Origin of the sequence: Colidextribacter sp. OB.20 (genome assembly GCF_009911595.1) — a bacterium.
GTDB lineage: Bacteria > Bacillota > Clostridia > Oscillospirales > Oscillospiraceae > Lawsonibacter.
The window spans coordinates 22,811-36,731 of the sequence record NZ_QWKG01000024.1; the positions used below are offsets into that span (position 1 = coordinate 22,811).

Annotated in this window: 15 protein-coding genes; 2 read left to right on the forward strand and 13 right to left on the reverse strand. The window is 53.3% G+C overall.

Annotated features, from left to right (window positions below; genetic code table 11):
• Positions 1-32 precede the first annotated feature (32 nt).
• The 12 genes from D1641_RS07725 to D1641_RS07780 form a co-directional block, all read right to left on the reverse strand.
• Complete coding sequence (locus tag D1641_RS07725; RefSeq protein ID WP_160664352.1) at positions 33-1,718, reverse strand: recombinase family protein; 1,686 nt, start codon at positions 1,716-1,718, stop codon at positions 33-35.
• A gap of 83 nt (positions 1,719-1,801) precedes the next feature.
• Entirely contained in the window at positions 1,802-2,074 is a 273-nt protein-coding gene (locus D1641_RS07730) for a hypothetical protein (RefSeq protein WP_160664354.1), read from the reverse strand.
• An 80-nt stretch (positions 2,075-2,154) separates the two neighbouring features.
• Positions 2,155-3,453, reverse strand: coding sequence for a relaxase/mobilization nuclease domain-containing protein (locus tag D1641_RS07735; RefSeq protein ID WP_160664356.1), 1,299 nt, complete (start codon positions 3,451-3,453; stop codon positions 2,155-2,157).
• Positions 3,440-3,745, reverse strand: coding sequence for a hypothetical protein (locus tag D1641_RS07740; RefSeq protein WP_160664358.1), 306 nt, complete (start codon positions 3,743-3,745; stop codon positions 3,440-3,442). Before D1641_RS07740 ends, D1641_RS07735 begins: the two co-directional genes overlap by 14 nt.
• A gap of 654 nt (positions 3,746-4,399) precedes the next feature.
• Positions 4,400-5,431: a hypothetical protein gene (locus D1641_RS07745; RefSeq protein ID WP_160664360.1), complete on the reverse strand. Its 1,032-nt coding sequence runs from the start codon at positions 5,429-5,431 to the stop codon at positions 4,400-4,402.
• A 41-nt stretch (positions 5,432-5,472) separates the two neighbouring features.
• Positions 5,473-6,210, reverse strand: coding sequence for a TIGR02391 family protein (locus D1641_RS07750; RefSeq protein ID WP_160664362.1), 738 nt, complete (start codon positions 6,208-6,210; stop codon positions 5,473-5,475).
• A 32-nt stretch (positions 6,211-6,242) separates the two neighbouring features.
• A complete protein-coding gene (locus tag D1641_RS07755; RefSeq protein WP_160664364.1) occupies positions 6,243-6,662 on the reverse strand; it encodes a DNA mismatch endonuclease Vsr in 420 nt (139 codons plus the stop codon).
• Positions 6,663-6,668: 6 nt separating this feature from the next.
• On the reverse strand, positions 6,669-7,604 hold the full coding sequence (locus tag D1641_RS07760; protein WP_160664366.1) for a DUF4928 family protein: 936 nt from the start codon (positions 7,602-7,604) through the stop codon (positions 6,669-6,671).
• Positions 7,597-8,703: a DNA cytosine methyltransferase gene (locus D1641_RS07765; protein ID WP_243149317.1), complete on the reverse strand. Its 1,107-nt coding sequence runs from the start codon at positions 8,701-8,703 to the stop codon at positions 7,597-7,599. Before D1641_RS07765 ends, D1641_RS07760 begins: the two co-directional genes overlap by 8 nt.
• Positions 8,678-8,884, reverse strand: a complete 207-nt coding sequence (locus D1641_RS07770) for a helix-turn-helix domain-containing protein (RefSeq protein ID WP_160664368.1) — start codon at positions 8,882-8,884, stop codon at positions 8,678-8,680. Before D1641_RS07770 ends, D1641_RS07765 begins: the two co-directional genes overlap by 26 nt.
• A gap of 134 nt (positions 8,885-9,018) precedes the next feature.
• Entirely contained in the window at positions 9,019-9,387 is a 369-nt protein-coding gene (locus D1641_RS07775; protein WP_160664370.1) for a TnpV protein, read from the reverse strand.
• A 114-nt stretch (positions 9,388-9,501) separates the two neighbouring features.
• Complete coding sequence (locus D1641_RS07780) at positions 9,502-9,687, reverse strand: hypothetical protein (RefSeq protein WP_160664372.1); 186 nt, start codon at positions 9,685-9,687, stop codon at positions 9,502-9,504.
• 220 nt (positions 9,688-9,907) lie between these two features.
• Here D1641_RS07780 and aroD point away from each other — a divergent pair, with 220 nt between their 5' ends.
• Positions 9,908-10,693 (forward strand): type I 3-dehydroquinate dehydratase, encoded by a 786-nt coding sequence (gene aroD / locus D1641_RS07785; RefSeq protein WP_160664374.1) that lies wholly within the window; start codon positions 9,908-9,910, stop codon positions 10,691-10,693.
• On the forward strand, positions 10,690-11,547 hold the full coding sequence (locus D1641_RS07790) for an AraC family transcriptional regulator (RefSeq protein WP_160664376.1): 858 nt from the start codon (positions 10,690-10,692) through the stop codon (positions 11,545-11,547). Before aroD ends, D1641_RS07790 begins: the two co-directional genes overlap by 4 nt.
• Positions 11,548-11,571: 24 nt before the next feature.
• Here the strand turns inward: D1641_RS07790 and D1641_RS07795 are convergent, their stop codons facing one another.
• Positions 11,572-13,758, reverse strand: coding sequence for an alpha-galactosidase (locus tag D1641_RS07795; protein ID WP_160664377.1), 2,187 nt, complete (start codon positions 13,756-13,758; stop codon positions 11,572-11,574).
• Positions 13,759-13,921 lie beyond the last annotated feature (163 nt).

The following is a 13,921-nucleotide window of genomic DNA, read 5'->3' on the forward strand; positions in this document are numbered from 1 at the left end:
AAATCATTTTGTTTAGGACGGCGTGGCGATTGTCACGCTGTCTTTTTCCTGTGTTTCTGCATGGAATTATAGTAGGCCAGATATTCCCGTTCCAGCGTTTCCGGCTCCGGGGCTACCCACAAACCGATGGTGTTGTAATGGATGTCCACTCGTTGATGGCGTTTGCCATCTACCTTGTTAGGCTTGGACACTACAATTTTTTCAATGAACTCGTGGACAATCTCAGGCGTCAGCTCCGTCAGCCGGGTCACCTGTCTGGCCCGCTGGATGAACTTCTGCAAATCATCGGCTTTGTCGGCGGTGGCGTTCAAACTGTCCTCCAATGCTGGAATATCCTCTTTCAACCGCCGCTGCTCATTTTCCAAGGATACCGTCAGCGTGGCAAAACGCTCCTCGGAGAGCAGACCCTTGGTCATGTCCTCGTAGCTTTTTTGGATAAGCTGGTCAATCTCCGCCACCCGCTGCTTGGCTTTGTCCAACTCCCGGCGCTTGGCGGTCAGTTCTTTCTTCTCTTGCAGTCCGAACCGCTCCATCTGCTCCTGGGCAAACCGCTTTTCATAGACCTGAACGTACCACAACAACCTCTGCAAGCCCTCCAACACCAACTGCTCCACAATGCGTTCCCGGATATAGTGAGCGGAACATACACCGGGGGCCTTACGGTAGCTGGAACAAAAGAAGTTGGCCTGCTCTCGCTTATAGTTCCCCATGGCACTGTAGTACAGTTTCTCGCCGCAATCAGCACAGTACAATAAACCTGAGAACATACTCACAGCGCCCGTCCTTGTGGGCCTGCGGCGGTGCCGACGGAGGCTTTGAACAAGAGCAAAGGTTTCACTGTCAATGATGGCGGGGTGGGTATTGGGGAATACCTTCCAATCCTTTTGGGGCCTGTCTAACTGCTTTTTTTGCTTGAAAGACTGGCGGTAGGTGCGAAAGTTCACGGTGTCGCCCACATACTCCTGTCTGTCCAAAATACCCGCCACTGTGCCAGAGCTCCAGTTGCAAGGGTACGCCGGTGGCTTATTGGCACAGTTGATGCCGGTGCTGTGTAGATACTCGCTGGGGGTCATCACGCCGTTAGAACGCAGTTTCCTGGCGATTTGAGTGGGCCCCAGGCCAGACACGCTCATCTGAAAGATACGCCGCACTACCTCCGCCGCTGGTTCGTCCACAATCCACCTGTTCTTATCCTCTGGCGCTTTCGTGTAACCGTAGGGCGGGTTAGTGGTGAGTGGAATCCCGGCGTTGCCACGACTCTGCATGACACGGCGTACCTTGTCGCTGGTATTTTTGGCGTGCCACTCGTTGAAAAGGTCTTGCATTGGAACAATATCGCTGACCCCGTTGGCGGTGTCGATGTTGTCCATGATGGCGATGTACCGCACGTTCAGCCGGACAAAATCTTCTTCCAGAAGCTGCCCCACCACAAGACGGTTGCGCCCCAACCTGGAGTGATCTTTCACAACGAGGTTTGCCACAAGCCCCTGTTCGGCCAGTTCCATGATCTCCATGAAAGCCGGCCTTGCGAACGTAACACCCGAGTACCCGTCGTCGAACATAAAGCGGGGGTTGGGCAGGTGGTTGTCTGCGGCGAATTTCTCCAAAATAGCCCTTTGATTCTGGATTGAGCCTGAGATACCCTCTTTCTCATCGTCACGGGACAGTCTGGCGTAGAGAACAGTAATTCTCTGCTCGTTTGGCTGCTTTTTCTTCAAAATGTACTCCTTTCCGCAGCCGAGTGTGATATGAATTGCAAGGTGCTATTATCATACCACACCCGGCGCAAAACTTCAACACTTTACAGTGTGATATTTCGGTTGAGAATGTGGCTAATCTTTCCTTCAGCGGTTTCGGCGGCGGCTTTGGTGAAATGGGCGTTGACGGTATAGACGGTCCCGCCGATCTCCTGCTCAAAGCTGATGGGGCGGCTGTATTGATGCTTTTTCAGCCAGTCCAACCGTTCCTCACGGGACAGGCTGGCAAGGTAAGCTGCTGTTTTATCAATCTGCTCCATCACTTCATCGTAAATTTTTGTTTCTTGCTCGGTCAATTCAATCTGAAAAATGTTCATCTGGTAGCAATCCTTTCTCTGCGCTTATCCTGCGTGCGGCCCATGCGCTGGGCCTGTATTTCCTGTTCCAGTTTCAAGTTCTATTTCAGCCGATTACTCCGGGAAAGTACGTTTTCGCCGGTTTTGATGTCCTTTCGGCAAACGGCCATCGCCGCCGTCAGCCGGTCACGCTGGGCCTTGATCTGGGCGATTTCTACCCCATTACCACAGCGGCGCAGGCGGTTATAGCATTTCTGGCGGGCTGCTCCCAACTCTTTCATTTCGGCCTGTTTTCCGCCGATAAAGTCTGCAACATTTTCCGCTGTGTCCAGCTTTTCCCGGCAAATCAACTGTGCCTGACGGCTGATACTGTCCAGACGGCAGCACTCCTCCCGCAGTTCCGGGGATAGAGGGCGGCGTTTGTTCCCTTTGGGCAGGATGCCCAGGCAGTAGCAGTAATGGAGATACAGCCCCCGAAAACCGCTGATTTTCTTCACTGTGCTGAAAGAGCCTTTTAACCGTAAACGTCTGGGACGTGGCCGCTGAACGGGGACAGGCTTGTACCGCTGATAACCAAAGTCATAGGCATACCGCTGGCGGTTTTCCTCAATTCGCTCCTGGAGGGCGGGGAGATCGTAGCCTTCCCCCAGCCGGTACAGTCGCACCGCCTTTTTACTGCCGATCCGCCGCAGGGTGGCGTATTTGTGGGCGGGGTTGGCGTCCAACTCGTAGCCCTGTTCCCGGAGGGCTTTCCGCAGGTCGTTCCCGTCTATGCTGACCTTGAGGGCGGCGTCCAGGGCCTCCTGCATCAGGTTGTATTTGGTGGGTTCGCCCCTCTTTTCAGCAAAGTAAATGCTTCGGGGCGTTTTGCCTTTTGGGTTTTTAATGGTGGAAAGCTGGTATTCCTTGCATAAATCATCCGATAACTGGCGAAACTGATAGTAGGTACGTTTGCCGCAGTTAAATTTCCTGCCGTCCCACAGGCCCACAGAATTGACCACAAAATGATTGTGATAGGTGCCGGTGTTGAAGTGGGTGGCAACGAGCACCTGGTACTCATCGCCCCACATCCGCTTTGCCAGCTCCACCCCGAGCCGGTGGCACAACTCCGGGGTGACTTCTCCGGGCTTAAAGCTCTGATAGGCGTGATAGGCCACATTGCCGCCTGTCTTGCCGAACCGCTCCTTGACCGCTTGCATTTCTTGAAAAGCGGTGTCCCGGTTACAGTTTACGCCGGTGACGAACATGGCCCGTTCCTCGCCCTCAACAGTCTTTTCCTCGTTTGCGGCGTAGTGGAGAACAGACCGCAAATCCGAGTAAATGGTCTTATCCGGGTTTTGGGCATAGTCCACCACACGGGTCAAGCTGTCCTTGACAGGCCAAATTTTAGTTACCGCCATCGTCCGTTCCCTCGCTGGTATAAGCAGTTAGAATTTCCCCCGCCAACTCGTTCAGTTGGGCCGCTGTCTGCTCCATAGGCTGGGTGGCGAGGTTATCCCGCAGGACATTGACCTGCTGATAAAGGGTCTGGAATCGCTGGCGGGGGAACGCCGTCGCAGGATTCCCAGCACCAACCCGCCGGAGATACCCAGATAGGGACAGGCCGCACCGCTTGGCCTGACGCTCCAGCTTCCGCTTTTCCTGCTCAGTTACCCGCACCTGGATGGCTGTCGTTCTCTTTCTGTCGGTCATGTTGATTCTCTCCTTTCTGGCCGGGGTTACAGGGGCGGAGCCCCTTTCGGCGTGAAGCGCCGCCCGCTTTTGGGGTACCCCCGGCAACACAAAAGCTATGCTCGTTACCCCACAAGACAGGGCTGCGGGCTGTCGTTCAGTGGCTTCTTCTTTGCGGAGCGTTGGGGGTCAATGGTTTTCAGCGTGTTCACCATAGTGGCATCATCGGTGATGCCACGCTTACTCGAACGGGCGGAAATGGCATCACATATGATGCCACGCAGAGGTTAGTAGATGGCAAAATGCCATCATGGTGGTTTGGTGCAGTTCATGTGACGGTGATCTACCGTCACCCAGCTTTGCCGTTCTTCCCGAATGGCGTTCCTGCCCCTTTTCAGCGGCGTTGTTTCGCTCCCTCCACGGTGAAGTTCTTGGCGTAGTATCCCATTCGGACGGTCATTCAGTTGTCAGGGGCAAAAAAGAAGCCGGTACATAGACGCACCAACTCCAGCGGGAGTGTTCCTCTCGCTGGGGTTCTTGTGTGGTTGTCTATGTACCGGCTGATAAGCCGTATTCAGTTCGCCCACTAAATGGAAATTTAGTATAGCACACAGAACAGATATTCGTCAATGGTATCTAAGCATATTTGTGAAAAATACCATTGGAGGATTATTGTTAATCTCCTACATTGACAGATTCCTTTAATTTCAAAATATCACCTAAAGCGATATATGTATGAATGATACATTGCATGGCCTGATTCCTCGTTATGTCAGTATGGACTTCGGAATTCTGTACCTTGTTTACCTGTTCTATCCAATCAATTAAGTATATAGTTTCACTGCCTACCAGCGTATTTTTTACTGCCTTTGCTTGAAGTGTTTCAATAACAGCGGATAATTTGTTATTAAAATGGTCACCGGATATGTCAATTTCCACACCAGACCTGGTATTAAATGCCTTCCCCTTGTAGTCTGGTAGAATTTCCTCAAATAGCTGTTTTGCTATATCTTCCCATAGCCTGCGGCATGATGTAAGAACTTGTGAATATCTTTCTGGATTTCCATCTTCCATCAAATCTTCTATTGCATTAAGTTTTTGAAGTGTCGTTACTGAGAAATCAGAAAAATATAGACTGACTTTTTCTTGATATTCTTCAAAAATATTCTTCGCTGTATTGCCAAATTGTAAATCAATTTGCCATCTCACTGCATACTCATAATACTGAGATTTTAGAATTGCCAGACGCTTTTTATTAACTCGACCTTCCTTGCGCAAATTATTTGTTCCTTCTGCCACTCTTACAAGCATTCGATCTGTCGCTAAAAGTGCATAATCGCCCGCAGCCGAAAATCCCTGAGTGGTAAAGTTTTTTAATGCAATTTTTGAACTCTCTATAATTCCTTCAAGTTCTGCAGCCGACTCAATAAAGACATATTGTTTCTTGTCTTTGTTATCAATATAGCCCCGCCCATGCTGGAGAGCAATATCCCATGCCGAACCCGTAATAAGGCCCTTATCGGTTTTGGGATATCCCCCATATTCATAGCCAAGCCATTCTTGACTCTCAATGTCATTTACAAGGCGAGCAATTTTCATACATTGAAGTAGTGCTGATGAAACTGTGATAGTTCCATCTTCAATACCGTTGATAACCTTATCACAAGCCGCCAACGCTTGTAACCTTTTATTTGCAAAATCACTCATACAGTAACTCCCTTACTAAAAGTGATACCTCATCCTATGGTCTACACGTCCAGAGTTTCTGATATTTTTGAAAACTGCACAGCTTCGTCTATTTTATACATCAACATACTTGCGAATATCAGACGGCGCATGGCATCATTTCGGTCTATTGGAATATTGGCATGAGCTTTAGGATTACGCAAGGCTGACATCGCTCCTGCAAGCATCTCCATAAATCCTTTTTGTGTATTCGCACCAGAATCAGTGGAACGATCACAAAATTCTATCAAAGGGTTCTTTGTAGAAAACACCCTTTTCATTGCAGCATCGCCATCAGGGACATCCTCTCCAGGTTTTACCACCTGAAAAAGCCTTTTTACTCTATCATTTATTTCAATAAACGCATCACAAGCTGCATTTGCATAACTACCATCTAAAAAGAGTTTTTTTGATGCTTGCGTTATTTTAGGATGAATAAGTTGCCACCAATCGTCTTGCCGATTGAAATTCTGTGCCAACAAGATATCTAATACTTCAATTCCCTGTCCAAAGGCAAATGGATTTATGTAAATATGAATGGTATTCCAACTTGCGGGAACTTCTCTAAACAGTCTATTTTTGATTGTCATCAACTGATTGCTAAGGACAGGTTGCTCTCGCTCAATATCTTTAGCAATAATAAGAAGCCCTTCGCGGATATTTGTTACATCCGCAGTAGAAACCGGCATATTCAAAACATTTGGTTGATTTGATAAATTCCGCATCCAACAGCACACAGTATTTATTTTATTTATGTCCACATTCATTCTCCCAGCATTTTATATTATTTCCCCTAAGAGCAAATTTTTAATAAAGTAGCCATTTTAAGCATTAGAATGTCAGTGTTCTTCTTTTTTAGTTCGCACTCCCAAATCCGTAATACTGTCCACCCGCGTGCTTCAAACATAGCTGTTACTTCTTGGTCATGTTTTATATTCCGTTCCCGTTTCTTTTGCCAATACTCTTGGTGATCTGCGGGACGGGTGTTCCGGCAATCATGTCCATGCCAGAAACAGCCGTCTACAAATATGGCAATTTTTTGTTTTGGAAATACAAAATCAGGGTGGCCCTTGACAGGATAATTCCGCCGCCAGCCAGTGATATTATTCTGTTTGAATATTTCAATCAAGCGAAGTTCTGTAGATTTGTTCTTCTTTGATTTGACCTGCCGCATGATATCAGAGCGTTTTTCTTCATCAAACACATCCGCCACAGCAAATCACCTTGCCTCAAACTCAATGCGGAGACTTGGATCGGTTTCAGTTTCCAGTACAATATTGTTGTAGCGGCTGATAATATCCGACAAGGTAGAGTTACGCTTTGTTTCGTCAAATAAGCTGTGTTCATATACATTTGCGGATAGGAATTGCTGAATATCCCACACCTCTACGCGCCCAGCAAGACCGGCATCTTCCGCCAGATTCAGCGCCGTATGCACACGCTCAAAAATTGTGATAATAACAGGATGACACCCGCTCCGCAAATTGGCTTTACATTTTTCAATCAGGAGCGCCCCTGGCATAGTAGTACAGTGGATAATCGTGCTGTTGATGACAAAATCACCGTTACGATCCGTTGGGCCGTCCGCTACTGAAGCGCCATGAATTTCAAAAGCTCCCTCCGACATAATAAGGCAGAGTTTAGCCGCCACTAAATGCTGCAACACCGTTCCAAGATACTGCGTACCCGGATTCTGCTTTTGCCGCTTTTTTGCCTGTTCAAACAGTTCATCCAAATTAGCACCGATTGTTTTGGATGTGTCGGCGGTTAAAATAAAGGGCTGATTTCTAAAATACTCCCTGACTTGTTCTGCCCAAAAATCTTCTACAACAGAAAAATTAACAGTTTGTTCTTCGTTCCATGCATTGAGAAAATCCACATACTTTATCATCAGGCCCATGCTTCCCCGGCTGGTACGTCCGCCCTCGGCTGATAACTGCTGAGTAATACCATGTTCCTTCAAAATCTTCTTTAGATTTCCTCCACCTAATCCAGCAACTTGTCCCTTGCTACTGGTCTGAAAATCATCAGAATTCAACGGAAATTGCTTGTCTTGTACTAAACGAGTAAACTGCACGACCAGCGATAGAGGGCCTTTAGTAAAAATATTGTTTTCAGCTTGAAACGCCTTCAAGCGTTCTTCTGGATTAATCATCGTACACTGCCTCCGCAATTTTTGTTAAGAAACGTTCGCCAATAAACTGCGCTACGGGCATCGCTACCGCGTCGCCCATCGCCTTATATCCATCGTTATAGCTGCCCGGTAGGATAAAACTGTCTGGCGCTCCCATAAGCCGGGCAGCCTCGCGGACGGTCAACAGCCTTGCATGGGTTGTCCCGTTTTTTTTAACAACCAAATACTGTTTGCTGCTCCCGCCTTCCGGCGTCCGTAAACATCCCGCGATTCCGTCAAAGCGTAATTCAAGCTGCTGTTCTCCATGTCGGGTGCGCCGATAACCTGTGGCGTAAACGGTACTATGCTCATTCAACTTAATTTGATGCCGTTCTGGCACCAATCTGAGCACATCATCCTTATCAAAAAGAGCGGTATCCTCAACAATATCTTTCAGCTCTTTATTGCGATGTGGGGGCTTCTCTGTATTCCACCATATCCATTGCGGTAAGGAGTACCCCAGTTCAATCGCGGCTTTCGTATGGAGCCAGCAAGGGCCGTTTCCAACTAATTCGTTTGGAATTTGACAGCCATGCTCCACAGCGATGATGAATACTCTTGGTCTGGACTGCGGTACGAAATGCGAAGCGTTTAGTACGATTGCTCCACAATCATAACCACGTTCGACAAGGGCGGCGTGGAGAACGCGATAATTGCCGCCATTGTTTGTAGAAAGCAAGCCGATCACATTTTCCAACAAGAGTATTTTAGGATGTCTTTCCATCTCATCCAAAACACGCAACCATTCCCATACAAGCCCGCTCCTTGATGCGTGGATACCGCCCAAAGAACCGGCTAAAGACAAATCCTGACAAGGAAAACTGGCCCATGACAAATGAGCATACGGCAGGTCATAGCCATGGACATTCTTGATATCATCGAGTTCAAAATGATCACACCCAAAGTTCGCATCATAAACCGCCGCTTTTTGCTCGCTGATATCGTTGGCCCAAACAGGCGCAAACATTCCTTTCAAACCATAGGCCACAAGTCCGCTTCCTGCAAAAAATTCATGCATCGTCCAAACAGCAGAGGACAAATCAATTCTTTGCTTTTTAAACATGGTGCTTTGTAGCATCATCTTTTCCTCCTAAAATGTGCCTTTTGTCCCCTGTTGGCTTCTTTGCATTTTCTGGGATGATCCAAATGCGGCTCATACGCATTGCCCCGGCAATTCGGCCCTCTTTGCAGAGAATTTGAACTTGCCGTGGCGTTACTCCCCATTTTTCAGCGGCTTCTTGAACGGTAATAAATCCATTCACGTTTGACACCTCAGGTTGTTTCAAAATCTACTAAATTCCACCATCATTATATTCGTTTAAGCGAAATTAGTCAAGCTGTTTCAGTAAAGCGCCCATGCTCACGAAATTCGTTCGTAAGCATGAGCGCTGTTTATTTAGGCAAATATGATTTCTGTGTTCACGATTTCTTCTGCTGCAGAACGAGTACTGTTCATACGGCCTACCCACTCCATCTGATTTTCGACTTTAAGCTGTTCGGAGATACCCTCCTGCTCTGCCATCCGATCCACAAGCTGAAAAAACATAGCTTCTGCCTGGGTGTCGATTTCGGACAGGTGGCCGTCCAGCTTGCCAGATAGCAGCAGCGCCGTATAAAGAGCCTGACGGTATTCTTTCAAATATCGTCTCCGCCGCTGCCCCCATATGCCGATGGCAGGTAGTTCAGGTACAGACAGGTCTGGAAGAAAATAATCGCCCTCCTGATGATAGGCGCCACCCATTTGTTCAAAAAATGACTTTTCCATGATATAGTCCTCCAATATGTTGAAATTCCCTACAATTCAATCACATTCGGCTGCCTACAAATAGTAAGGGAGAGGTAACTTCCTTACGTTACCTCTCCCTCCGGGGCGCACTTTTTATGGGATTTTCCACTTATCCGTCAGCACCTCCGGGGCGTTTTCCACATGCCACAGATACCGCTTCAGCACCTGCCGGACGTATCCGGGCACGGTTCTGCTTCCCTGCTCCGCCTGCTCCCTGACCTGTTCATACAGGTCCATGGGCATCAAAACGCTGACAGTTTTTTTGGGGCCTTTTATCATATGAACACCTCAATTCAAATCTGATTGTAGCACAACCAGAAAAAGATTGGCTCATTTAATCTGAATCAGGTTAAATAAAAGATTTGTTGGGGCTGACCAATGTCAGGGAGGCGTATCCCAGGGCATAAAACAGGGCGGGAAAAATGTCTGAAAGGCTTGCAAATGGCGGGTTCCTGTGATAAAATCACCCCTGTTATATTATGGAAAGGGGCGGCGCTCTGTGAAAACGGTACGGCTGAGAAATCTGGAGGTGGGGGCGGGGGCACCCAAGGTCATCGTTCCCATAGTGGGCCGGACCCGGGAGGACATCCTGGCCCAGGCCGCCCGAGCGGCGGAGCTGGCTCCGGACGCGGTAGAGTGGCGGGCCGACTTCTATGAGGAGGTCTCCGACCTGCCCAAGGCTCTGGAGGCCCTGCGCGCCCTGCGGGGCGTGCTGGGGGAGGTCCCCCTCCTGTTCACCTTCCGGACCAGGAGGGAGGGGGGGGAGCAGGACATCGACCCGGAGGACTACGCCGCCCTGAACATCGCCGCCGCCCGGTCGGGGGAGGCGGACGGGGTGGACGTGGAGATTCTCTCCGGGGAGGAGATAGTCCGCGAAATCATCGGCGCTGTCCACGCGGCGGGAAAGGTGGTGGTGGGGTCCAGCCACGACCACGCCGGCACGCCCCCCCGGGCGGAGCTCATCGCCCGCCTGCGCCGGGCCCAGGACCTGGGGGCCGACCTGCCCAAGATGGCGGTGATGCCCCGGAGCCGGGCCGACGTGCTCACCCTGCTCAGCGCCTCTGAGGAGATGGTCCGCCTCTGGGCCGACCGGCCTATTATTACCATGTCCATGGCCGGGGAGGGGGCGGTCAGCCGGCTGTGCGGTGAGGTATTCGGCTCGGCCATGACCTTCGGCACGGCGGGCCAGGCCTCCGCCCCGGGACAGGTCCCTGTGGAGGAGCTGCGCCTGGTGCTGGACGTCCTCCACCGCTCGCTGAATCCGGAGAGGGGGCGTGGGCTGTGAGGGACTACTCCTTTTCCATATTCCCCAACGAGAATTTTCTCGACCTGCGGCTGTATCAGTACGGCTGGGAGCAGTGTGCTCCCCTGCACTCCTACGGCCCCTTTGTCCGCAACCACTTCCTGTTTCACTATGTCATCTCCGGCCGGGGGCAGCTGGACTCCGCCGGCCAGGACGGGGCCAGCCGCCTCTATGAGCTGATGCCCAACCAGGGCTTTATGATCTGCCCCGGCCAGGTGAATACCTACCGCGCCGACGAGAACGACCCCTGGAAATACGTCTGGCTGGAGTTCGACGGCCTGCGGGCGGCGGAGTATGTGGACAACGCGGGGCTGGGCCTGTCCCAGCCCATCTACCATCCCCTGAGCGAGGCTCAGGGGGAGGCGGTTCGGGACACCATGCTCTATATCACCGACCACAACCAGGCCTCCGCCCTCCACCTGGTGGGACACCTGTGCCTGTTTCTGGACGAGCTGATCCGATCCTCCGCCACCCGGCGGGAGCTGCGGGGCGGACAGCTCCGGGACTTCTACATCCAGGAGGCCATCAACTATATGGAGCACAACTACCGCCGGGAGCTCACCGTGGAGGAGCTGGCCGACGTGTGCAAGCTCAACCGCAGCTACTTCAGCAAGATTTTTAAGGAAAATATGGGCTGTCCGCCCCAGGAGTTTCTCATCCGCCTGCGCCTGTCCAAGGCCGCCGACTGGCTGAAGGGGAGCGTCAAGCCCATCGGGGAGATTGCCGCCCTGTGCGGCTACCCCAACCAGCTCCACTTCTCCCGCGCCTTCCGCAAGCGCTACGGCATATCGCCCCGGGAGTGGCGGATCCAGAATCAGATCATACAAAAGCGGTGACCGAACGGTCACCGCTTTCTGTTTTCAAATGGCCCGCAGATAGAGCTGCATGGACTGGTAGTCCCCCCGGAGCAGGGGCAGGGGGAAGCCGGCGCTCATGAGCACATCGCCGGGGTAGGCCTCGCCGCCGTTGACCTGATAGGTGAGCGCGGGGTCCAGCCCCTTCAGCCGCAGAGTCTGGAAGGGGGGGGCCGCCCGGAGGGAGGTGGACACCAGGGAGACCAGGGCCTCCCGTCTGTCGGCGGAGACCTGCTCCCAGGCGGTGTAGGGGCCGCCCGCGAAGGGGTCGCTCAGGCGGTAGTAGTCCCCCCGCTGAATCAGGTCGTAGTGCTCCTTGAAGAAGGCCGCCTGCTCCTTCATAAGCTCCTGCTCCTGGGGAGAGACCTTGCGCGGGTCCAGCTCGTAGCCGAAGGTTCCGGCCATGGCCACCGTTCCCCGGGTCTCCAGAGGGGTGAGGCGGCCGTTCTCCTCGTTGGGTGAGGTGGAGACGTGGGCCCCCACGGCGCTCACGGGGTAGCAGAAGGAGGTGCCGTACTGGATGCGCAGGCGGTCGATGGCGTCGGTGTTGTCGCTGCACCAGATCTGGGGGGTGTAATAGAGCATTCCGGCGTCAAAGCGGCCGCCGCCGCCGGCGCAGCCCTCGATGAGGATGTGGGGGAAGTCCCGGCGCATCTGCTCCAGCATCTCATACACCCCCAGGACATAGCGGTGGCAGACCTCCCCCTGGCGCTGGGGGGGCAGGGCGGCGGACCAGACGTCGGAGAGGCTGCGGTTCATGTCCCACTTGACGTAGGAGATGCCGGCGCTGGACAGGACAGCCTTGATCTGCCCGTAGACATGCTGGCGCACCTCGGGGCGGGAGAAGTCCAGCACCAGCTGGTTCCGGCCCCGGGCGGGGGACCGGCCGGGGATGTGCAGGGCCCAGTCCGGGTGCTCCCGGTAGAGCTGGCTGTCCTCGCTGACCATCTCGGGCTCGATCCAGATGCCAAAGGACATGCCCAGCTCCTGAATCCGGGGCACCAGGGCCTCCAGCCCGCCGGGGAGCTTCTCTTCGTTGACCACCCAGTCCCCCAGGCCGCTGTTGTCGTCGTTCCGCTTGCCGAACCAGCCGTCGTCCATCACCAGCAGCTCGATGCCCAGAGGGGCGGCGGTTTTGGCGAAGTCCACCAGCTTGTCGGCGTCAAAGTCGAAGTAGGTGGCCTCCCAGTTGTTGATAAGCACCGGGCGGCGCTTTCCCTCGTAGGGGTCCCGGATCAGGCGCTCCCGAATGGCCCGGTGGAGCTGCCGGCTCAGCTGGCCCAGCCCGCTGGGGGAGCAGACCAGGGCCCCCTCAGGGGCGGTGAAGGACTGGCCGGGCTCCAGCGTCCAGCAGAACTGGAGGGGGTTGATTCCCATGACCAGCCGGGTGTTGTCATACTGGCTGCCCTCCGCCAGGGCCTGGAAGCTGCCGCTGTACAGCAGCGCTGCCCCATAGCACAGGCCGTAGTCCTCGTTGGCGTCCCGGTCGCAGAGGATGACGAAGGGGTTGTGCTGGTGGCTGGAGGTGCCCCGGGCGCTGCCCACCCCCTGGACGCCGGAGCGCAGGGGCGCGCGGTCGGGGGCGCGCTCCATCATGTGGCAGCCGTCGAAGGTAATCAAATCCAGGTCGGACCGGAGAAGGTCCAGGCACAGGGAGTCGCACCGGCGCAGGCGCAGGGCCTGTCCCCCCCGGTTGACCACCCGGACCGCCCGGGTAATCAGGTCGTACCCCTCGAATACGCCGTAGTACAGCTCCACCTCCGCTTGGGCGGCGGCATCCTCCAGGGTGATCACCAGGGTCTCGGCGTCGGCCCGGGAGCCGTGGAAGGCGGGCAGGCCCTCCAGGGCGTATTTCCCCCCGCGCAGCTCACAGCGGACGTAGCGCAGGTCCGCCGAGCAGCTGCCGCCGGGCAGCTCCAGCTCCAGGGAGGGCAGGCGGAAGTCCCCCACGCCGCAGGTGGAGTATTCCTGGGGGAGGGTGTCCAGGGAGTAGGTCCGGTCCAGTCCGGCCTCCGCCGGGTTAGGCGCGCAGGCCCGGTCGGCATATCGTATTAGATAAGACAGGTCGCCGCCGGCCAGCCGGGGGCCGTAATAGGTGTGAAGCAGGACGTTGTGCCGGTCGGCCTTCATCTGGTATGTGGTGTTCTGGGTATGCAGGGTGAAAACTCTGTTTTCCTGGTCGAGTACGATCATGAGGGATACCCCCTGAAAAAATTTTTTCTGGAAGATTGTACGGTATTTTCTCCTGGGACACAAGCCCATATTTCTGACAAATCGGAGGTCTGATTCCTGAAACAATTTGTTTAGGGGGACAGCCCCGGCCACCTGAGTGTACCGGGGCTGTCCTGAGAAAGGG

Coding starts and splice junctions, on each gene's coding strand:
- D1641_RS07730 (WP_160664354.1), bottom strand. CDS start 2,074: ATGAACATTTTTCAGATTGAATTGACCGAGCAAGAAACAAAAATTTAC.
- D1641_RS07765 (WP_243149317.1), bottom strand. CDS start 8,703: ATGATGCTACAAAGCACCATGTTTAAAAAGCAAAGAATTGATTTGTCC.
- D1641_RS07775 (WP_160664370.1), bottom strand. CDS start 9,387: ATGGAAAAGTCATTTTTTGAACAAATGGGTGGCGCCTATCATCAGGAG.
- D1641_RS07740 (WP_160664358.1), bottom strand. CDS start 3,745: ATGACCGACAGAAAGAGAACGACAGCCATCCAGGTGCGGGTAACTGAG.
- D1641_RS07795 (WP_160664377.1), bottom strand. CDS start 13,758: ATGATCGTACTCGACCAGGAAAACAGAGTTTTCACCCTGCATACCCAG.
- D1641_RS07735 (WP_160664356.1), bottom strand. CDS start 3,453: ATGGCGGTAACTAAAATTTGGCCTGTCAAGGACAGCTTGACCCGTGTG.
- D1641_RS07745 (WP_160664360.1), bottom strand. CDS start 5,431: ATGAGTGATTTTGCAAATAAAAGGTTACAAGCGTTGGCGGCTTGTGAT.
- D1641_RS07780 (WP_160664372.1), bottom strand. CDS start 9,687: ATGATAAAAGGCCCCAAAAAAACTGTCAGCGTTTTGATGCCCATGGAC.
- D1641_RS07760 (WP_160664366.1), bottom strand. CDS start 7,604: ATGATTAATCCAGAAGAACGCTTGAAGGCGTTTCAAGCTGAAAACAAT.